This is a genomic window from Pseudobutyrivibrio ruminis (assembly GCF_015057245.1).
GTDB classification, from domain to species: Bacteria; Bacillota; Clostridia; order Lachnospirales; family Lachnospiraceae; genus Pseudobutyrivibrio; species Pseudobutyrivibrio ruminis_E.
The window spans coordinates 54,413-75,704 of record NZ_SVET01000006.1 but is presented as its reverse complement, the minus strand read 5'-3'; the positions used below and the strand labels follow the sequence as shown (position 1 = coordinate 75,704).

23 protein-coding genes and 1 tRNA gene are annotated in these 21,292 nt (G+C 37.4%); 6 read left to right on the top strand and 18 right to left on the bottom strand.

Going from position 1 to position 21,292, the window contains the following annotated elements; translation table 11 throughout:
• Positions 1 to 43: 43 nt before the first annotated feature.
• The 6 genes from E7274_RS07000 to E7274_RS06975 all read right to left on the bottom strand — a co-directional run bounded on the left by E7274_RS07000 (position 44) and on the right by E7274_RS06975 (position 5,631).
• Positions 44 to 1,336, bottom strand: a complete 1,293-nt coding sequence (locus E7274_RS07000; RefSeq protein ID WP_304174811.1) for a hypothetical protein — start codon at positions 1,334 to 1,336, stop codon at positions 44 to 46.
• Positions 1,337 to 1,357: 21 nt separating this feature from the next.
• Complete coding sequence (locus E7274_RS06995) at positions 1,358 to 1,528, bottom strand: hypothetical protein (RefSeq protein WP_304174809.1); 171 nt, start codon at positions 1,526 to 1,528, stop codon at positions 1,358 to 1,360.
• A 546-nt stretch (positions 1,529 to 2,074) separates the two neighbouring features.
• Positions 2,075 to 2,437 carry a hypothetical protein gene (locus E7274_RS06990; protein WP_304174807.1) on the bottom strand — a complete coding sequence of 121 codons (363 nt, stop codon included), beginning with the start codon at positions 2,435 to 2,437 and terminating at the stop codon, positions 2,075 to 2,077.
• Between the two features lie 670 nt (positions 2,438 to 3,107).
• Positions 3,108 to 4,145, bottom strand: a complete 1,038-nt coding sequence (gene lepB, locus E7274_RS06985) for a signal peptidase I (RefSeq protein ID WP_304174805.1) — start codon at positions 4,143 to 4,145, stop codon at positions 3,108 to 3,110.
• 135 nt (positions 4,146 to 4,280) lie between these two features.
• On the bottom strand, positions 4,281 to 5,264 hold the full coding sequence (locus E7274_RS06980) for a virulence RhuM family protein (RefSeq protein ID WP_304174803.1): 984 nt from the start codon (positions 5,262 to 5,264) through the stop codon (positions 4,281 to 4,283).
• A gap of 294 nt (positions 5,265 to 5,558) precedes the next feature.
• Positions 5,559 to 5,631, bottom strand: a tRNA-Gly gene (locus E7274_RS06975).
• Positions 5,632 to 5,743: 112 nt separating this feature from the next.
• Here E7274_RS06975 and E7274_RS06970 point away from each other — a divergent pair.
• The gene (locus tag E7274_RS06970) at positions 5,744 to 6,424 is read left to right on the top strand and encodes a hypothetical protein (protein WP_304174801.1); all 681 of its coding nucleotides are present in this window, start codon (positions 5,744 to 5,746) and stop codon (positions 6,422 to 6,424) included.
• On the opposite strand, the gene E7274_RS06965 is transcribed toward E7274_RS06970, so the two are convergent.
• From E7274_RS06965 to acgA, 9 genes are all read right to left on the bottom strand, one after another.
• A complete protein-coding gene (locus E7274_RS06965) occupies positions 6,421 to 6,801 on the bottom strand; it encodes a macro domain-containing protein (RefSeq protein WP_304174799.1) in 381 nt (126 codons plus the stop codon). The two genes, E7274_RS06970 and E7274_RS06965, sit on opposite strands and share 4 nt — an antisense overlap.
• A gap of 14 nt (positions 6,802 to 6,815) precedes the next feature.
• A complete protein-coding gene (locus E7274_RS06960) occupies positions 6,816 to 7,826 on the bottom strand; it encodes an SIR2 family NAD-dependent protein deacylase (protein ID WP_304174797.1) in 1,011 nt (336 codons plus the stop codon).
• A gap of 160 nt (positions 7,827 to 7,986) precedes the next feature.
• Positions 7,987 to 8,304 (bottom strand): type II toxin-antitoxin system RelE/ParE family toxin, encoded by a 318-nt coding sequence (locus tag E7274_RS06955; RefSeq protein ID WP_304174795.1) that lies wholly within the window; start codon positions 8,302 to 8,304, stop codon positions 7,987 to 7,989.
• The gene (locus E7274_RS06950) at positions 8,291 to 8,584 is read right to left on the bottom strand and encodes a prevent-host-death protein (protein WP_304174793.1); all 294 of its coding nucleotides are present in this window, start codon (positions 8,582 to 8,584) and stop codon (positions 8,291 to 8,293) included. Before E7274_RS06950 ends, E7274_RS06955 begins: the two co-directional genes overlap by 14 nt.
• 71 nt (positions 8,585 to 8,655) lie before the next feature.
• Positions 8,656 to 9,888, bottom strand: a complete 1,233-nt coding sequence (locus E7274_RS06945) for a DNA polymerase Y family protein (protein ID WP_304174791.1) — start codon at positions 9,886 to 9,888, stop codon at positions 8,656 to 8,658.
• 68 nt (positions 9,889 to 9,956) lie between these two features.
• Positions 9,957 to 10,346, bottom strand: coding sequence for a C-GCAxxG-C-C family protein (locus E7274_RS06940; protein ID WP_097076662.1), 390 nt, complete (start codon positions 10,344 to 10,346; stop codon positions 9,957 to 9,959).
• Positions 10,347 to 10,491: 145 nt separating this feature from the next.
• On the bottom strand, positions 10,492 to 11,436 hold the full coding sequence (locus E7274_RS06935; protein ID WP_304174790.1) for an alcohol dehydrogenase catalytic domain-containing protein: 945 nt from the start codon (positions 11,434 to 11,436) through the stop codon (positions 10,492 to 10,494).
• 8 nt (positions 11,437 to 11,444) lie between these two features.
• Positions 11,445 to 12,494 carry a radical SAM/SPASM domain protein, ACGX system gene (gene acgM, locus E7274_RS06930; protein WP_304174788.1) on the bottom strand — a complete coding sequence of 350 codons (1,050 nt, stop codon included), beginning with the start codon at positions 12,492 to 12,494 and terminating at the stop codon, positions 11,445 to 11,447.
• Positions 12,495 to 12,526: 32 nt separating this feature from the next.
• Complete coding sequence (gene acgA / locus E7274_RS06925) at positions 12,527 to 12,673, bottom strand: ACGX-repeat peptide (protein WP_304174786.1); 147 nt, start codon at positions 12,671 to 12,673, stop codon at positions 12,527 to 12,529.
• A gap of 224 nt (positions 12,674 to 12,897) precedes the next feature.
• Here acgA and E7274_RS06920 point away from each other — a divergent pair, with 224 nt between their 5' ends.
• On the top strand, positions 12,898 to 13,221 hold the full coding sequence (locus tag E7274_RS06920) for a winged helix-turn-helix transcriptional regulator (RefSeq protein WP_304174784.1): 324 nt from the start codon (positions 12,898 to 12,900) through the stop codon (positions 13,219 to 13,221).
• Between the two features lie 62 nt (positions 13,222 to 13,283).
• On the opposite strand, the gene E7274_RS06915 is transcribed toward E7274_RS06920, so the two are convergent.
• The 3 genes from E7274_RS06915 to E7274_RS06905 all read right to left on the bottom strand — a co-directional run bounded on the left by E7274_RS06915 (position 13,284) and on the right by E7274_RS06905 (position 15,946).
• The gene (locus tag E7274_RS06915) at positions 13,284 to 13,943 is read right to left on the bottom strand and encodes a methionine ABC transporter permease (protein WP_074790022.1); all 660 of its coding nucleotides are present in this window, start codon (positions 13,941 to 13,943) and stop codon (positions 13,284 to 13,286) included.
• Entirely contained in the window at positions 13,936 to 14,955 is a 1,020-nt protein-coding gene (locus tag E7274_RS06910; protein ID WP_304174782.1) for a methionine ABC transporter ATP-binding protein, read from the bottom strand. Before E7274_RS06910 ends, E7274_RS06915 begins: the two co-directional genes overlap by 8 nt.
• A 100-nt stretch (positions 14,956 to 15,055) precedes the next feature.
• Complete coding sequence (locus E7274_RS06905) at positions 15,056 to 15,946, bottom strand: MetQ/NlpA family ABC transporter substrate-binding protein (protein ID WP_304174781.1); 891 nt, start codon at positions 15,944 to 15,946, stop codon at positions 15,056 to 15,058.
• Positions 15,947 to 16,181: 235 nt separating this feature from the next.
• On the opposite strand from E7274_RS06905, the gene E7274_RS06900 reads away from it, so the two are divergent.
• The 4 genes from E7274_RS06900 (at position 16,182) to E7274_RS06885 (ending at position 21,207) form a co-directional block, all read left to right on the top strand.
• On the top strand, positions 16,182 to 17,417 hold the full coding sequence (locus E7274_RS06900) for an immunoglobulin-like domain-containing protein (RefSeq protein WP_304174779.1): 1,236 nt from the start codon (positions 16,182 to 16,184) through the stop codon (positions 17,415 to 17,417).
• Positions 17,418 to 17,452: 35 nt separating this feature from the next.
• Positions 17,453 to 17,986 (top strand): hypothetical protein, encoded by a 534-nt coding sequence (locus E7274_RS06895; RefSeq protein WP_304174777.1) that lies wholly within the window; start codon positions 17,453 to 17,455, stop codon positions 17,984 to 17,986.
• Positions 17,987 to 18,110: 124 nt separating this feature from the next.
• Positions 18,111 to 19,418: an ABC transporter substrate-binding protein gene (locus E7274_RS06890; protein ID WP_304174775.1), complete on the top strand. Its 1,308-nt coding sequence runs from the start codon at positions 18,111 to 18,113 to the stop codon at positions 19,416 to 19,418.
• Between the two features lie 16 nt (positions 19,419 to 19,434).
• Positions 19,435 to 21,207, top strand: a complete 1,773-nt coding sequence (locus tag E7274_RS06885; protein WP_304174774.1) for a methyl-accepting chemotaxis protein — start codon at positions 19,435 to 19,437, stop codon at positions 21,205 to 21,207.
• Positions 21,208 to 21,292 lie beyond the last annotated feature (85 nt).

Sequence of the window (21,292 nt, the reverse complement as noted above, 5' to 3'; positions counted from 1 at the left end):
TATCCGCTGTGGATATCTCTTTTTTTATTGCCTGGTTAAAATCCTAATATATAGAATAGTACTCTTGTGATAACGCCTCCGGGATATCTTCTTCTTTCATAATTTCATAACATGAATCATAATCTACACTTTCTGATAAAGATGCTTCATAGCTTTCTATAATCGATTCATATTCTTCTCCAGTTATCTCTTGTCCATCCAAATAATACTTGTTTTCGTTTAATTCTCCGTCTTCTGTAAACGTTATATCTGCCTGCAATCCTTTGTCTAATGTCATTTTTCCATTAGCTAGAGATAGGTAAAATCGATATTCACCAGCCCCACCATTTCTATCATAGCTATATGAAATCATTCCCAAATTTTGTAATAATTCAAAGGAACCATATGAACCATATTCCGGAAAACCATCTATAGCCAATGAAACCACTTCATTATCTCGATAAGAGTAAAGCAGCGCCCCGTCAATATGTGCATTTCCCTGAAAAACTGCAAGTTCATAAGTGTTATCATTATCAATCGTTATTAATGCTACACGAAGAGGTTCATCTACATCCTGAAGCATTCCCTTGAGCAATTCGCTGTATGCTTCTACTTCAGGATGATTTGATTCCTTCGATGGATCATCAATTTCAACCTCGCCTGAACGTAAGAGTTCTAATGACTCTTCATTTAGTATGTATGTAGTGTTTGAACTATTATTTCCCGACCAACCAGTAAACTCTCCATCAATAACAGCATCATAATAGTTGTTATACTCATCTTCACTAACTTCTTCACCCTTTACATAATAAGTAAAACCTAAAGATTCTCCTTCCGGACATTCTTCATAAGATTCGCAATGTGTTGATAATTCACCTTCATCATTAAGATATCCATACCAATTAGAACAAATACCTAAATTATAGTTACTCTCATTTAATACATTTTTTCTTGGTATATAACTGATACTATTATAGTGACCAATCGGACCACTACTTATAATATCTCCATCCACATATTTCAAAATACAAATATCAGAGGTATTAGCTAATAACTTAGTCCAACCAATAATAAGCTCTGGAATATCATCCTCGTCTATATATACTAGTGAGAATGCTAACTTAGTTTCGTATGTCTCGTACTCACCAACTTCAAAACCTTCATATAAAGGATTATTCTCAAGATAATCCGCATAGGCATTATAGACATTCTGTAGATTATTATCATCAATTCCTTCTACAATAGTATTAGTTTCGCTTTTACTATCTTCCTTTACCGAAACTGCATTTCCACAGCTAGTTAATACCAAGCTAGCCATACATACTAGTAATAGTTCTTTAGCCTTTTTAAAGTACATTTCAATAAGCCTCTTAATTTTTTATTTTAAACTCAAGTCTATATCCTCAATATTATACATTACTAGAGGCTCGTTGTTGTAAACTACGGCGACCTTAGTAGTATTAGGGTATAGGTATGGGTTAGTTATAAACACTTCTTGGCTCATATTCAATTCTGTACGTCTTTGCTTGATTCGACTTCCAATACTCATCATTCCCACCTCCTACGATTACATTAAAGGTTTTGTATCGAAAGTACAATATAAGCTGACTTATTTTGTACGTCACAATTTGTGACATGCTTTAATATACCCCAGTTGTACCCCTTATTCTAATCCGCGCTAGATTATTTATGCAGTTTAACCGTACTGAAAGTACCCATGACAGGTTGGTAGTCTCCCGAGCCTATATGGTGTCTAAGCAATTGGATACTAACGGAAGGGGCGAAAGAGGTCCTGTGGACCTCTGTTCTGAGCCGACCGAAGCGGCAGCGGAGACGTGGCGCCAGTGAGCGATTACGAAATCATAATGATAATGCTAGGTATCCTGATATTGCCTTTCACGGCTTGTAGTTTTCTCCTCACGTTGCTAAACTTTCTCGACAAGAGAATTTGTAAGTGCAAATAAAAATGCCTCTCCTGTCGGCAAACAGAGAGGCTGTGCTCTTAATGAGCATTTAAATAGTTTCAACTCGTGGAGCATCCACTTTGGAGTGGGTGCTTTCTTTAATCTAATATATCATGTAGGTTAAAATGAAACTAAGACTTCTTACTTTGCTGGACATTTTTCGCTTGTCTTTTATGCAAAAGGATAAATCCAGAAGCACCTACAGTTACGATTATTATTCCACAGATAATTAATAATACAACTGAATTTGCAATTTTTGCTGACAACGTATGTGTCGCACCACTCTTTTCACCACAGATAGAGCATACTTCTTCTTCTAAACCATCAGTAAATAAACCCGCTTCCTTGGTAGTTACCCATTCATATGAATGGCCTGTCGCAGAAATTGTTTCATCGTATGTATTTCCACAAACTGAACATGTGTAAGTAACTGAACCATCTTCAGTACATGTTGGTTCTATACGCTCTGCTTCTACATATTGGTGTTTTGCCAATTCCAATTCTTCAATTTTTGTTTCATTAGTTAACGAGTTAGTGTATTCTATATATCCTGCTTCTGTACATGTAGATTCTACTCTATTCGTTTCTTCCCAAGCAGCTTCAACTTCCTCATTAGTGTAAGTTGACGTGGTTGTATTTTGTTCAGTTGCAGAAGTATCGCTCTCGTTACGGTAGATGTATTATTACTACTGCTTTGAGCATCTGAGCTAAAAGATGAGTCATTTTCAGTTGTTTGAGATGATGCCCCTACTCCATTGGCGGCACCTATCGCTTCCCATTCTGCAATATCAGCGTCAGTAAAACCAACTTCATATACTACAGTACGTCCAAAATCAGTTATTTTACCATCAGCTGCCGCTAATTTCCCATCTATATATGTCTCCCCCCCCCTGTTGTTATCGCTGACTTTATGGCTATACCCTGGCTCAAGTAATATCCATTGATATTAATACTAAATATTGATGTTCCTAACAAACTCAATACAATTATCAAAAACATTAGATTTCTTTTTATGTTAATTATCATCTCTACGCCTCCTATTACTTATTGTGGATAGCCTATATTTTTTAGTCTCTTATATCTCTTATTTATTATAATATAGCTTAATATCACTTTTATAAATTTCACATGCCCTCTTCGAACTTGCGCATTCTTGCTCAATTTTTAGTTTGAAAATTCGCCATCTTCAATTAAATAATTAGCCGTAATATTACCACCATCTATAAATTCTTCTGCCGAGGCAGTACCAAATTTCAAAATATAATTGTCGATAGTGTTAGGAAGTTCATAATAAACATATATATTTGAATATACACCATCCTTATAGCTCATATTTGAATACATGTCATAGCATTTTGATGAATATAGTTTGCCATTAAATTTCAGATTATTACCGTCTTCTCCAAGTAACTTACAATCTATATAATGTTCAGTAGGGTTTATACTTGTACTATATTCCACCACAACAAAATCAGTATTCGCTGATGAAGTAGTTTTATTTCCTCCATAAGTCAAAATCAGCCTTTCAGCTTCACTACCACCATATATTGCATCTATGCAAATTGTAGCTTTTTCCGTGAAATAATCCTCCATTATAATCATTTCACCTGTTTCACTGAGATTTAGTGGTTGGTTCGCCCCAGTAGGTAAAAATCCACTAAAGGATTCTTCATTTTTATAAAATGCTTTTAATATGGGTGGAGACGAAAACATATATTTTGCTATTATGTCATCATTATTAATATATGGTTCTTCCCAATATCTAGAATCGTAAGAGTTTTCTCTGTTATCCCCTAAAACAAAGACTTTGTCCTTTGGGACAATAAAGGTTTTACTGCAATTAGTATCTGTATCAAATGCCAGATAGTCTTCATCTATTTTATCTCCATTAATATATACATCTCCATCATGAAACTCAATTTTATCCCCTGAAATACCTATAACTCTTTTACCAACAATATCATTATCCCTATGAAAGTAGATTATATCTCCACGCTCAATATTTCCAAAGATATAGGCAAGTCGATTTCCCACCTGCAAAGAACCGGTCATTAACGTTGGCTCCATACTGCCACTAACGACAACGCCATTTAGGAGAACGAAGTTCAGGATAATGTATACTATACATAACGGAATAACCCAATCTATAATGAAATTTTTAATATATAGTTTTTTATAGCTATGCCCACAGATGTTTTTCATCGCCTTATTATTGATTAACTTATACGTTTGAATGAATACTCAATTATTATAGCAATAACATTTGAATTATTCATGATGATTCCGTATGCCACTTTATTCAAATTTGTTAATTCATAATGAATTCTATAATTACAATTATTTATTTTTGCTAGTTTTCTCAAGCAGTTTGACGCTATTTAAATAATCATTCTCAACATCACTTAGGGTTCTTGCTTTATATTTTTTATATTCACTTTCGGCTTTTTCCATAGCCTGATCATGTGTGATTGTGCCATTACCCTTTAAAAGTTGTTCACCACTCATAGTCAAAATGTTATCTAAGTGTTTAGCCCAATCAGCCATTGTCATAACTTGTTCACGCTCGGCTTGTCTTTCAGCAAAATCCAGATATCCTGATACAATTTGTCCCATAGCTCGTAATTCTTTTTCATTTAAGTAATTCTTTGCTATCTTAGCTTCTTTTAATGTTGGTTGATTTCCTTTAAACGTAGTTAAGCCCATGAAATCTTTTTCTGCATCGGCTCTACTATAAACAACTTCAGCTGCTGTTTCACCATGAACTGCATAATGAATTTTATTCTGCACTTTTTTAAAAAACTCAATAGAAATATCCGCATGAGGATCATAGTCAATGCTAGTTGCATATATCTCTAATACTTGTCGATAAAATACTTTTTCTGAGGCGCGGATGTCTCTAATGCGTTCTAATAGTTCTTTGAAATATCCCCCACCACCTAATTCTTTTAATCTATTATCATCGAGGGCAAATCCCTTTTTCATATATTCCTTTATAATGCCTGCAGCCCATATTCTAAACTGAACTCCTCGTTGAGATTTAACTCTATAGCCTACAGAAATAATCATATCCAAGTTATAAAAATCCACTTTATAATCTTTTCCATCTGAGGCAGTGTAGGCAAATTTTGCCCACACTGATTCTTTTACCAATTCGCCTTCCTTAAAAATGTTACGCACATGTTTTCCTATGACGCTTCGATCACGCTGAAACAATTTTGCCATTTGATCTATAGAAAGCCAGACAGTATTATCTTCGAAGGTTACATCAACCTTTGTTAATCCATCTTCAGTTGTATAGATAATCATATTAGAATTATCCATATTATATATCCTCCTTAGGAATTAGATTCTTTACTATATCTATTTCTATTTAAATATTTTTTCTTTGCCCATACAGAAGCATTCAAATACGATTATACATCTTCTGAAGCATCACATGAAGTACCCCAGTTGTACCCCATATGGGCCTACGCGCTCGACGGGATTTAGGAATCATCACGATTTCTCATCGCAAGCTTGATAAATCGTGATAGGTCGTCCCGTCTCGATTGAAGTGCTCTTTAATACAAAAAATGAGGTCACCCATTTGGATGACCTCATTTTTTATATTAAAAGAGCGCGAGACGGGACTCGAACCCGCGACCCCCACCTTGGCAAGGTGGTGCTCCACCAACTGAGCCACTCGCGCAATATCTGTTGATTGCCTCAACAACAATGGTTATTCTATAGGAATTCCAAGGATAAGTCAAGCACTTTTTACACAATTGTTTATATTTTTTTATAATGCTAAAATCATAGATATGAAAGCACAAGAATTGGCCCGGGAATACATTCAAATCAAAGATGATAATGGCAAAGTAATCGGCTGTGGTTTTAATCAATCATGGCTTAATAATACTGACCTTAAAGGCCTTAGCAATCAAGGTTGCGGTATGATTTCAGCAATTGATTGTGGCCTTTATCTGGCAAATAACACTTCTATTTCTATGCACGATTATCTCCAGCTGTGTCATCATTTTTCAACTGCTATCGTATTTACGAAGTTGTTTACCAGGGAATTCTTCGGCAAAATTTCCATTGGCATTCTACCATTTCAAATATGCAGATATATTAATTCCATGAGATCCATTCAAATGAAAGCAAAATGGAATGGTATTCATGGCCATAAAAATATGCTTTCCACCATGGAAGAAATGCTTGGCAACAACATCCCTGTCATCTGGGGATTGTATCGATATAATCGCAGAATCACACTCTATTCCTATGATTCTACAAATGATACATATAAAGCTACCGCATCTACTAATAGTCACTACGTAAATGCGATAGCTATTATTCATAATGACACCCAAATCCACAATACAATGATAAAGGTTTCATCCTGGGGACAAATCTTCTATATTGACTATGATGAATATCTTGCATATGTAGGCAATTCAATCATAAGCAAGTTTTGCTCAAATATAGTGGTTATTGATTAGCCTAAGAGGCTACTATATATATCCAGGTCCATATCTTTAAATACATTAAATACAACTTTCATCTCACTGCCTGTGGCGCTAAGCCAATCCTTCACTGTTTCCACTGCAATCTCCGTAGCTCTCTGATTTGGGAACATAAATACTCCAGTAGAAATGCAACAAAATGCTATGGATTTTACTCCATTTTCAACACTTAAATATTCATCCTGAATCTGCAAAAACTCATCGCTTATAGCCTTTGGCTCTCGCACATTCATAAGAGCACGAAGGAAATCCTTCTGGCCCTTTTCATCTGAGGGTATATCGTAATTACGATAATAATCATCCTCTGCCATAAGTTCTTTTATGAGCCATATTCTTCTTTCAGCCTGATTCATTAAACCCCCTCCAGTTATTTCAGCATATCAAGTATTTCATCTATATCACCATCAATGCAAATACTTTGATTTTCTATATCAATCGGACAATATGCCTCTCCATAATTTAAGCAAGCATACACAGCCTTTGGATTTGATGCAGTCATTTGCCAGAATGGATATTTGATTATTACAGGAGTGTTGCTGCCTACTCCTAATTCTAAGTATAAAACATGTAAAGACTCGTGTCTTCGTAAGAAATCTGAGTATGCCTCTGATGCTTTGTGCCAGCCATCGTCCTCCACAAATTTATCATCCGCCCGTAAGTTTGTAGTTACTGGACTGCCATCCACTGGGCACTTAGGAATCAAATCTGTAGGAATTTCCATTTTGATGGCTTTATCTCCAGGAACTTCAAAAATTCCATCTACATTCTTCACAAATCCCTGGGCTTCCAAAGCTTTCATTACCCACTCTTCATTGTCAAATGTCTGCCTAATATCAGGATTAACGCTTTGAAACAGACCATAATCGCCCTGGGTGTAAAACAATCTCTTTTTATCAAAACCCGCCTTTTGGAAGCAATGATCTACATTTGTAGTAATCACAAAATAATCTTTATCTTTTACCATTTCATAAAGCTTTTGATAAGTATCTTTTGGTGTATTCATATATCTATTAATGTAAATATATCTGGCCCAATATGCCCAGAAAATTTCCTGCTTAGGATAAGGATAAAATCCGCCAGAATACATATCATCAAACCCATACTTCTCAGAAAAGTCTAAGAAATACTTTTCAAATCTAGGTCCAGTATAAATAAAACCTGCAGCTGTAGACATTCCAGCTCCTGCACCAATTACTATTGCATCTGCATTATTTATCTCAGCCTTAAGCTTATTTATATTTTCTTCAACTGTGCCTTTTCCATATGACACTCCCGCACTAAAATATCTCACTGCTGCAATTCCCCTTTCTATTGAATCTCTATACCCATTAGGTTGTTCAATCTGTTTTCCTTTATACTGTAAAATCTTCCCTGCCATAATTTTGCACTCCTTATTATAGTCTCATTATAGTAAGCAACCTAGAAAATAATAAGTACGCACTTTTTTATAACTGGGTTACCATGAAGTAACCAATATACATTGAGTAACAAAAAAGGACTTCACAAAATAAAGCCCTTTTTATTATTCATATCATTGGTTATCCAAAATGTATTATCTTCTTAATATAATCGCTCCTATTAAACAGTATTCGACCTACTTCAATATATCCATCTCTTATCCTATAAAATGCACTATATTTCTTATAGTTAACATAATAAATTCCAGTGAAAACATTTTCATAATATAAGCACTCACCCGCCTTTGGATGATTAGCAATACTATTTATGACACTTCTGATTCCTTCAGTATAATTATCAGCAACTTCAAAATCTCTTGACGCTTCCCATACTTCATCCCAAACTTGTTCCAAATCATTAAGTGCTATAGGCGAATATCTAATTCTATAACTCTTCATGTAACTGCTGTATTTTCCTCTCTCTCTTTGATGAAATACGCTTAGCAACTTCTTCATCACTTACCCAACCTTGTTCATCTCCTGAAGTAAATCCAGCATGTAATTCACTAAGAAGTCTAACCATAGCATTTGCTTTTTCGAAAATATCTTCATCTTCAATCTTATGAATACTATATTCACCATGGCCATTTTTAGTAAGATATACAGGCTTTCCTTCTTCCACCTTATCTAACACCTGACCATAATTTCTTAATTCTGATATTGGCGTAATTGTTGGCATAATAGACACCTCCTTCTTCAAATCTATTGTAATATCCTTCGAAAAATATTTCAACAGATTTTAAGACATCTTTACTCATTTTCCTGTTCGGCCTTATGCCGTCTGTTGATATTTTTACTAGTATCAATGGTGCTGGCGCGCTGCACTGCACTATTTCCAAATTTTCCTCTTATAGAATCCAGAGTGGAATCCAATGCCTTTCTCTTCTCTTTATTCTCATCCTGAAATAACGACATCTGCTCAAATCCATCTCTTTCTATATCTGATAGAGACAGTCCCAGCAACCTGAGCGGCTCTCCATGCCAGCTTTCTCTTATTAGCTGCTTAGCAGTTTCAAAAATAATATCTGTTACATCTGTAGCTTCCGGAAGCTTTTTTTGATGGGATTTGTTTACAAAATCTAGATTCCTAAATGTGACACCTATGCATCTACATTTTCCCTCATCGGCTCTCATACGTGCTGCGACTACATCCGTCTGAGCCAAAAGCAGACGGTTGATGGCTTCTATATCTACTAAATCTTCTTCAACCGTTGTTTCTGCAGAATATCCCTTTGCATCCTCTGCCTCCTGAAGCACTGGAGAATCGTCTATACCATTTGCATAATTATGAAAATGTATGGCCCCACGTTCTCCAAGAAGCATTGTCAATTGCTCCACTGGATATTTCGCCAATTCACCAATTGTAAATATTCCTAGGCTCCTAAGCCTTGCTGATGTTGATTTGCCACATGTGAATAAATCCTCCACTGGTAAAGGCCACATTTTGCTTTCTATTTCATTTGAAAATAGAGTGTGCACCTTATTTGGCTTTTCAAAATCGCTAGCCATTTTTGCACATAATTTATTAGAAGCCACACCCACATTAACAGTGAATCCAAGTTCTTTATAGACTCGATCCTTTATTTCATAAGCTGTTGCAATTGGATCTGGATAAATAAGATTCATGCCAGACATATCCAAAAATACTTCATCGATTGAAAAAGATTGCATCGTAGGGGTATATTCCTGGCATATTGCTTTGAAAGCTCTGGAACATTTTACATACCAATCAAAATTAGAGCCTGCAATTACAAGATTAGGACATTTTCTAAGAGCACTGGAAACAGGCTCCCCAGTAACAATCCCATATTTCTTTGCAGGAATTGATTTTGCCGCTACAATGCTTCTTCTAGAATCTGGATCGCCACCAACTATGGATGGAACTTCACGCAAATCAGGCCCGCCATTTTTTAGCATCTCCACCGCAGACCAAGAAACAAAAGCACTATTAACATCAATATGAAATATTAATCTATCACTCATATAAAAAACCTCTAGCTTTATATTACACCATTATAAGCTAGAGGCAAACACATGTTTTATATTATTTTTTATATCTCCACAGTCTCTCCCAGAGAAAGCACTGCGTTTCTAACACAATCAGGACAATCGCAAAGTACCTGACCTGTTGTAATTCCCTTTAAATCCTTGCAGATTGTAGCGCCACATTTTTCGTTAAATTTGCTTACAATCTCCTTAGAGTATCTAGGTGTTCCTTTTCCATCAGTAGCCATGCCCGCTACCATGACAGCTCCAATAAGAGCACCACATGTGCTCTCCATACAGCCCATACCTGCTGCAAAACCAGCAGCAAGCTTTGTAAGCTCCTCTGGAGAAATATCCATTTTATCTTCAAATACCTTAAGTACAGACTGTGTGCAATTGCACTGTCCTGTTGCCTTTAAATTAGCAGCTATATCAGCTCTTTCCTCTATTGTCATTACTTTGCTCCTTTTACTTTTATCTTTTCTAATAGATATGCCTATTATAGTTGGTATAAAAAACTTATCAAGTACACAATTATATAAACCTAGTAAGAAAAAGCTGACCATGATAAAGTAACCATCATATAATGAAATCATAATTTCATTCCACTATAACTACAATTTTCCCCACAGATTTACCAGAATCCTGCATAGCTATTGCATCATTGATATCATTGAATCTAAATACTGGGCCATAGATAGGCTCCAGATTATGCTTATTAAAAAATACAAACATATCATCCACAATCTCCTGTGTTGGATAGTTAGAGAAAAAGCCGGTCAAATACACACCGTTTGGCACATCCTTTATTGGATCAAATCCATTCAAAGCATAAACTCCACCTAATATGCCAGTTTGGCAAACAATTGCCCCTTTTTCTACAGCTGTGAGAGTATCCAAAAGATACTTTGGACCTACCAAGTCTAGTGCCTTGGTAACTCCTTGTATTCTTCCTGTAAGCTTCCCGTCATCCAAAATCACCTCATCTGCCGCAGAAATCTGCGAAATATATTTTTCTCTGTGTGTTGTTGCAATCACTTTACAGCCCAACGCTTTTGCGATTTGTAAAGATGCATATCCTAAAGCGCAACTTGCTCCTCTAATTAGAAGCGTGTCTTCAGGCTTTAGATGTAGACATTCGAATAAAGAGCCCCATGCAGTGAAGTAAGTTTCTGGAATTGCCGCAAGCTGCTCCCAATTCAAATCGCTTTCAATTGGAAACACATGATGTGCTGGAAGCAGGGCATATTCGGCGTAACTTCCATTAAATGAACGTCCCATGCCGCCCATCAAAGCAACTACTTTTTGGCCTACTTTAAGGGAAGAATCTGAGCCATCTGCTATCTCACCTACACACTCAATGCCAGGTATAATAGGCTTTTTTATATAGTCATACTTTATCTCTTCTTTCCTCAGAATTTGTTCAGAATGATTCATCCCAAAAGCTTTTACCTTCACTAGCACCCAGCCTGGCTTTACTTTAGGAATAGCCACATCACTTAATTCATATTCATCTATTTTTTCATCTAATACCAAAGCTTTCATATTTTCTCTCACCTAAATAATTCGCTATTCTCATCAGCCCAGCACTGTGGGTCGTCAGCATAAAAGCTGCCATTTGTCCCCTTTGAAACTGCAGGACAGCCTCTGCACCAAGGCTTCAGCTTACATCTATTACATTTTTCAAATTTATCGTATTCACGATAATCCTCAAATCCAGTCTCCCATAAGTCAGCTATTCTATCCGTAAATACGTTACCAACTTTACTGTCAGCCACACGCCTGCACGCATAGATATCCCCAGTTGGAAGTATTGTCATATGACAGTTTCCACAATTGCATCCACCATAAATCATACCTGGAGCAGCATCCTCTGGAATATGAAACTCACCAATCTCATATTCATACAATGTCCAAAGATGGTCCTTTTTATTGAAATAAGTTTCACATCCTTCAGTCTTATATTCCTTAAACTTCTTGTCACAAGTTGCTAGTAAATCTCTATATTCTGCCGCTGTCATGGTTGCATCCAAATCACCACCGCTTGGTACATATCTAGCAAAGGCAAACACATTAGCTCCAGCCTTTACTACTTCATCTATAATCCCAGGTACTTCCATTCGATTAGTTTTTGATACTGTGGTCATAATCACACTTCGAATTCCTGCCTTATTAAGACAACCTATTTTTTCAAGAGTACAATCAAAAGAACCTGGTTTTCTAAACCAATCATGAGTTTCTCTTAGACCATCCAATGAGAGCTGATATTTTTCGCAGCCATACCATTTCAATTCTCTACACACCTGATCATTTAAATGAAATGGATTTCCCAAAATAGTAAATTTAATATCATGTTCATGCAGCAACTCCAATAATCTCCAAAAATCAGGATGAAGAATAGGATCACCACCAGTTATATAAAAATATGGAGTACGCCCATATACTTCACAAAAATCCAAGCAATTATAAAAGGTATCCTCCATCTGTTTCCAATTCATAGAATCCAGGCAGGTATGTTTACCACTTGAATATATATAGCAATGTTTACATCTTTGATCACATTCATCTGTAATATGCCATTGAAAAGAAAAATAAGATTTCATACCTGCCTCCTGTTACTTCTATAGATTCTTAATTACTTACCTTCGCCATCGCCAGCGCCACACGCTGTACCGCATGCTGCCTTCTTGTCTGTTCCATCACCAGCTCCACATGCTGTGCCACAAGCTGCAGCTGTCTGAGCGTTTCCATTTACCCATCCGTAAAGATTTGAAAGTGCCATTGTAAATTCCTCCTTTGAAATAATTATTTTTGAAAGCCCTATTGCTTTCGTTGTCTTCAATATATCAGCGCTATATAAAAAGAAAAAGTACGCACTTTTTTATTACTCAGTTACCTTTTTGTAACTTATCGACTTAATAAAAAAAAGGTGTTATATTGAATTCATAAATGATGTTACATTCAAATTGATACTTATGAATCTCGCTTATACGAAAGGAGTTTACAATGAAAACAAAAGAAGAATTACCTGAATGCCCAGTAGCTACAACTGTTAGCTTAATCGGTAGCAAATGGAAATTACTTATAATGAGAAATCTCCTGGTTCGACCTTGGAGATTCAATGAATTGAAGAATAGTCTAGAAGGAATCAGCCAAAAAGTTCTTACTGATTCTCTTCGTTCTATGGAAGAAGATGGAATAATTACTAGAACTGTTTATCCAGAGGTACCTCCTCATGTGGAATATGCTCTTTCAGAGCTCGGTGAATCTATGCGTCCAATAATCAAATCAATGGAAGCATGGGGTACAAATTATAAAGAGAATATGTAAAAAAGAGCACTCCAATCTTTTGGAGTGCTCCTTCTGTTTATTCATAATTATTGAAAATCTAACTACTTTCTCTTATCTAAATTACTAGCAACTTTCATTCCAACATTTTGAATAATCTGGAATAAGATAATCAAAAGAATAACAGTGACAATCATAATATCTGTCTGCCATCTGTAATATCCGTAACGAACGGCAATATCGCCAAGTCCGCCACCACCGACTGTACCAGACATTGCAGAATATCCAAGGATATTTCCAGTTGTGATAGTAGCGCCTACGATAAGTGATGTACGAGCTTCAACAAGCATTACCTTGAACACAATATCCCAGTTGCTAGCGCCCATTGACTTTGCAGCCTCAATAACACCTGGGTCCACTTCATTAAGAGAAGACTCTACCATACGTGCAATATAAGGTGCAGCGCAAACTACAAGAGGAACAATTGTAGCTGTTGAGCCGTAGCTCTTTCCAACAACAAATCTTGTAAATGGAATTAATAAAATAAGAAGAATAAGGAATGGTATTGAACGAACTACGTTGCATATAACATCCAAAATTCTATAAACTACTCCGTTAGGTTTAAGTCCATCCTTGCTTGTGACCTTGAGAAGAATTCCAAGTGGTAATCCTAAAACATATGCAATTAAAGTAGAAACAATTGTCATGTAAAGAGTATCGCGAATACCCTCTAAAATCATATTAATAACCTGTGAATCAAACATCTCCAGTCACCTCCTCAATTTCAAGGCCTCTTTCCTTAAGATAAATAATGATATCCTCCTGAAGCTGTTCATCCTCTGGAAGTCCAAGAATCATTTCGCCCTTTGCAAAACCGCCAACATTCTTTGTATCTGCACGAAGAATGTTCACTGCCGTCTGGAATTTCAATACCATGTTTGCAATAACAGGCTCGAAAGAAGAGTTCTCCGTAAATACGATTCTGATCTTTCGTTCGCCATTGAGTGTCTCTACTGTGCCACCAGACTTTTCGCTATCACCACGAAGGATAAGCTCTCTAGCCGCACTAGACTTTGGATGATTAAATACATCCTCAACTAAACCGTTTTCAACAACCTGGCCCTTTTCAATAATTGCAACCTTGTTACAGATTTCGGATACAACTGACATCTGGTGAGTGATTACAACGATTGTAATGCCATACTTTTTATTGATATCTCTTAACAACTCTAAAATAGATGCTGTAGTCTGTGGGTCCAGAGCTGATGTTGCCTCATCACAGAGAAGAATTCTAGGGTTGTTTGCAAGAGCTCTAGCGATAGCCACACGCTGACGCTGACCGCCTGAAAGCTGGGCTGGATATGCTTTTGCCTTGTCGGTAAGGCCTACTACTTCAAGTAATTCCTTTGCTCTTTTTCTGGCATCTGCTTTTGAAACTTTCTGCAGACGAAGTGGGAAACAGATGTTATCCAAAACATTTTTCTGCATAAGAAGATTGAAGCTTTGGAAAATCATAGCAATCTGGCTACGCTCAGCTCTAAGCTCAGCCTCTGAAAGCGCACCAAGATTCTTGTCTCCAATCCAAACCTCTCCGCTTGTCGGTCTCTCTAAAAAGTTAAAGCATCTTACAAGGGTACTTTTACCAGCACCTGACATACCGATGATTCCATAAATATCGCCTGTTTCAATTGTAAGATTAATGTCTTTTAACGCATCGACCTTTGTCTCTGACTGATTGAAGGTTTTCGATAAGTTTTTTACAACAATTTCGTTCATATTTTTTCCTTTATTATTAGTCATCAAAAGTAAAAACAAGTGTAGTAACACTACACTTGTTTAGATTAACCTTTGTCTTTATATTGGTCAAGTATATGACTTATTTTTCGTAGAATACTACTGCTCCATCATATGTATCCTCGATGAATTTCTTGATTTCATCAGACTTAAGCACTGATACAAGGGCCTGAATCTTTTCATCATTTTCATGTCCTTCGTATACAGCGATGATGTTTACATATGTCTCTGCTGCAACTGAATCTGAAGCCTCATATGCGATTGAATCCTTAGCAACTGAGTAGCCTGCCTCAAGTGCATAGTTACCATTAAGAACTACATAAGCAACCTCACCAACTACACGTGCTACCTGAGCAGCCTCAAGCTCCTGGAATTCAAGGTTGTATGGGTTCTCTGTGATATCGTTAACTGTTGCCTCAAGACCAACGCCATCCTTTAATGTAAGAAGACCATTGTCCTGAAGAAGTAAAAGTGCTCTAGCTTCGTTTGTTGTGTCGTTTGGAATTGCAATAACATCACCATCTTCTACATCATCAAGTGATGACTTTGTGCCAGGGTAAATTCCGAATGGCTCATAGTGAATATCACCAGCATCTACAAGATGTGTTCCGTGCTCCTCGTTGAAGCTATCAAGATAAGGTACATGCTGGAAGTAGTTTGCATCAAAATCCCCTGACTCTACAACCTCGTTTGGCTGTACATAATCTTCGAATACTGTAACCTGTAAATCATATCCCTGCTCAGCAAGTAATGGCTTTGCAGCTTCAAGAATCTCTGCATGTGGTGTAGCTGATGCTGCAACTGTGATTGGCTCAAGCTCGTCTGTTGCCTCAGTAGCTTCTGCGCTCTCTGTTGTCTCCTCTGATGATGTGTCTGCAGCTGCATCTGAGCTTCCGCAACCTACAAGTGCCCCAGCCAATACAACACCTGCTAATGACACGCTAGTAATCTTCTTTAATAAGTTGTTTTTCATATTTGTCTCCTCCTTCAAGCCCATTATTTATATTGGGGTTTTCTTTCGTATTTGTTTATGAATGAGACTTTAACACACCACAAACTTCACTTCAATACGGTTCATTATACCTAGATTTAATAGCTGGTTATCAATTTTATTTATAACCAGCATTTTCTTTTACGAATGCTTTGTTTTTAAAGGAAAATGAACTATAATTTTTTTAATTAAATATATATTTATAGGTAGAATGATTATGAAAAAGAAGATATTTATTATTTTTATTCTAACACCTGCAATTCTATTTGTTACTACCGCTATCATTCTTGGAATATACGTTACAAACCACTCGGACCTTGTATATTCCGAAGTTTTTGTTGAAGCCGGTACCTCAGATTGCGATGTAACAGAATTTCTAAAGGATTCAACCACTTCCGCAAGGTTTTCAGATGATTCTGTTTTTGATCCAAATGTACCAGGTGATTATGAGCTTACTATCATATGTACGAATTCAAGAGGAAGGGAACGCTCCTTTACCTCCACCTTGCATGTGCAGGATACCACAGCGCCTACTGTTACTCTTTCAGCAGACTCTATTGATATGTACACCACAGCAGATGTTCCAACAGCCGCTGATTTAGTTGAATCTGTAAATGATGTAAGCAACTGCACCATTGATTTTGCCGAATCATATGACTTCACTGCTGAAGGTTCTTTCGATGCCACAATAGTTGTCACAGATGCATCTGGCAATCAAACCACTGCAACTATCCCTTGTACTGTTAGAAAGGATTCCACACCACCTGTTATTACAGGCGTAGAACCAATTGAAATCACCCAGGGCGATACAGTTTCTTATAAAAAGAACGTAGAAGTGACAGATGATTTGGACCCAAATCCTACCCTTGAAGTTGACAGCTCAGAAGTCAATGTAGACAAACGTGGCACTTACAATTTGACATACACAGCCACAGATTCTGCAGGTAACACAACCACAGAAACTACAACTGTAAAAATAGTCTCAGCAAAAATTGCCGAAGCCACAGAAGAAAATGTTAATGCAATGGCCGATGCCATTCTTGCTGAAATCATCACCGACGATATGTCACAATATGATCAAGCCAAGGCAGTTTTCGACTGGGTAGTAGACAACATCCAATATTCTGAAACAGCAGGAATTGATGACCTCTACTCAGCGGCCTACAAAGGCATGCACAACCGCATAGGGGATTGTACCGTCAAGCAAAAAACTGCAGAAGTCATGCTCAACAGACTTGGCATAAAAAACATGGAAATTGAAAAGATTCGTGATACACGAGGACACTACTGGTTATTAATTGACATAGGCGAAGGCTGGTATCACTACGATCCAAACCTCCAGCTAGACGGCACAAAGATATTCTACTGGCACGACGCCGACCTATGGGAATACTCAAACGCACATCATAACACACACAATTATGACCCTAGCAAGTATCCAACTATCCAATAGCAAACAATGAATTTACATAAAGGAGACCTAACAAAATGAAAAACAAAATTATCGCATTTGCGTTAATCGCAACTACTGCACTTTCACTTGTTGCATGTGGCGGCTCAAACGACACAAAAGTCATTGACTCAAGCGACACTACTACATCCACTACAGCAGCATCAACAAACAGCGGCTACGTATTTTCATACAACGGCACTACAATCCCAGTAGACGCTGATGCAGCACCAATCATCGAAGCACTTGGCGAGCCAAACTCATACTTTGAATCACCAAGCTGCGCTGCCGAAGGCATCGGAAAGCTCTACACATACAACGACTTCGAAATCCAGACATACCCTGACGGAGACACAGACTTAATCCTCTACGTACTCCTTCGTACAGACAACGTAGCAACAGCCGAAGGCATCGACCTTTCAAGCTCTCGTGACGACATCATCGCAGCCTACGGCGATCCAACCGAAGAAGCTACCGGCTCCATGAAATACACAACCGACACAATGACTCTCGTCTTCGTATTCGACGGCGACAGCCTCGTATCGATAGAATATGACAGTTTGAAAAACTAGTATTAAAGCAGGTCAGTAAGACCTGCTTTTTTTGTACCAAAATCCGCTTTTATTCACAGATTTTTAATTCATTCGTTATACAATCAAACATAATAGACAAATTTCATTATGGAGGGTTGCAATAATGAAGAAGCTAAATTCGATACTGGGATGTATGGTTCTAGCTTTGGCTGTGTTCCTGTCAGCATGTACAAAACAAGCAGAAACTACATCCGCCACTAGTGATACTGAGGAAGGTGCAAGTGAAATCACTTTACTAAACATTAAAGCAGAAGTAACTGATCAGATAAAAACTTTGGCTCAAACCTACGAAGCAGAAACAGGTGTCCATGTCGAAGTACTTGAGGTTGGTCCTGGTGTTGATGCACAGGCTATGATTAAAGGATTATATCTATCAAATCAAATGCCTGATATCATCGCCTGTGAGGCATCCGGTTTTTCAAACTGGGAAGGTTTACTTTTAGACTTAAGTGATGAGGAATGGGCTAGCAGAACATCAGGAGCTTATGTAGACGAGAACTATGGAACCATAGGTTTTCCATATACAACAGAAGCCATAGGACTAGCCTATAATGCTGATATTCTAAATAAATGCGGAGTTGATCCTGCATCAATCACAAATCTTGATTCAATGCGCGCCGCATTTGAAGCTGTTGATGCAAACAAAGAAGCTCTTGGACTGGATGGTGTTGTTGATTGTTGCGTTGAACCTGTAAATTTAGGATGGTCTTCTGGAAATCATTTATTTGGTGTGTATGTCGATTCAGGCTTGTCTCGCGATGATACAACTTATATAGATGGCATAAATAATAATCATGCTGTTGATGCAACCAGATTTTCAAACTATGCAGCTATGATAAGTTTAATCTATCAATATTCAAATCCTGACATGCTTTTGAGTGGTGATTATGATTCTCAAGTGGCAGGTTTTGCTGCTGGCAAATACGCCTTTATCACTCAAGGCTCTTGGATTGGAGCATCCCTTGCTGCTAGTGATGCATATAAAGCTGCAGGAAGTTTTGAAGTAGGCATGGCTCCATACGCTTTTGAAGATGGTATCGATACAATCCTTACATCTTCTCCTTCTTGGTGGGCGATTCCAAAAGAGGGTCAAACCGAAGCTGCAAAAGCCTTTCTTCAATGGTGTTCAGAGGACGCCGGTCAGAAAATTTTAGTAGAGCAGGCAGGCTTCGTAAGTCCATTCACAGATTGCCAGTACGTAGCTGACGATCCATTCGCCCCTGTTTTATCTGCTTATTTATCTGAAGACAAAACTTCTAGTTGGCATTGGATGGATTTACCTTCTGGCATTGGAAGCAATGAAGGCGGTTTATGTTATTGCTTCTACCGATTTGCCACAGGCGAAGATGATGCCAATACTTTCATGACAGATATAAATAATACTTTGGAAACATGGTATGCAAAACAATAGAAAGGGGGAGATAATAGTGAAAAATAAGACTACTAATACAGATGTAAAAATTTCGGGCTTCAATTCTATAGTTGTACAAATATTATCTCTGAATATTGCAATGCTTGTAGCTTTCATACTTGTTCTAGGGATGATTATGATGGCTATGCAAACCTCCACTTCAAATAGTATTGAAATGTTCGACTCCATGATGACATTAACGGAACATGAAGCCAATTTAAAAACTGACGTAATGACTTTGTACGATCAGTGTATAGGTTATGTTGCTTCTGGTTCTCAGGAAACTATGGATACGATTTTGCCTCAAATTGATATTGCTAAACAGGCTGTAAGTGATGACATTGATGATTTAACAAACGATTTCTCTACCTACAATAATGAAGATGCAGCTGCTCAACTGGAGGAAATCGCTGCACAATATGAGCGTATGTGTGGATACATTGATAAAGCCATCGAAAAATGCGACGCTGGAGATCAAGAAAATGCTTACGCTATGCTTTTTGATAAAGCCGAACTTCAAAAAGTAGCAATGATTCATTCTACTGTAGTTTTGGATCAGGCTATCCAGGATAATGCTGCAGCCACCAAGGAAAGCATGAATAAACTCCTTGCACAAGGAAGAATAGTCGCCCTAATTGGCGCTGCCATCATTGTATTTTTAATCATATTAAACTTCCTGATTAGTTATAGAAGTATTGTGGTTAAAATCAAGAATATAAGCAACGAAGTTAATCAGATTATTACTAATATTCAAAAAGGTGAAGGAGATCTTACTGCAAGAATTCATACAAAGACAAAGTCAGAACTTTTATACATCAAAAACGGTATTAATCACTTCATCGAAACCCTGCAGGGCATCATGAAGGACGTAAAAGACGGAACCACAGTACTTACTGAAAGCTCCGAGGAAGTCAATTCACAACTACGACTTGCAGATGATAATGTAACGAATTCGTCTGCTGCCTTAGAAGAACTCTCTGCTAATATGGAATCTGTGGTTGGTATTCTTGAATCAATAAATGAACGAGTTGACGATGTAAAGCAAGCAGCTGAAAGAATCACAGCCCAGGCTGAGGAGGGTTCTGGTACTGCGAACGAAATCAAAGCAGAGGCTGATGAGCTTCAAATTAAAGTCAACACCAAAAAAGCTGATGTTGGAGAAAAAATGGCTGTTCTGTCAACTACTCTTGAAAACTCCGTTAAGGATTCAGAAAAGGTCAGTCAAATCAGTGATTTAACTAATGATATTTTGGATATCGCAAGTCAAACTAATCTGCTTGCTTTAAATGCCTCTATTGAGGCAGCTAGAGCTGGTGAAGCCGGAAAAGGCTTTGCCGTAGTTGCAGATGAGATTAGCAAGCTGGCAGCAAACTCTACTCAGACTGCTGCAACCATTCAGAATATTGCAACTGAGGTTACAGCCGCAGTAAACACATTGGCTTCTAATGCCAAGGAAGTGCTTGATTTCATCAATGGAACAGTAATCAATGATTACGACGAGTTCGTTGATACTGGTGAAAAATACGGTCATACTGCCGAAGTCATGAATGAAATGCTAACTGAATTCACCGAAAAAGCAGACAGTCTGAATGAAATCATGATGGCCATGGTGGAATCTGTTGATACCATCACTAATTCTGTTCAGGAAAGCTCACAGGCAATCTCAATGAGTGCCGCAAATTCAACAGAAATCGTTTCCGGCATCAAGGCTATTTTTAGCGCTATGGACCGAAACAATGAAGTAACCGAGCAACTGAATGATACTACACAAAAATTTACGTCACTATAAGTTAACGTAAATGTTTTTCAACTCAAATCTTCCATTTAAAAAAAAGGACACCTTTTTTTATCTAGGTGTCCTTTTTTCTAAGTTG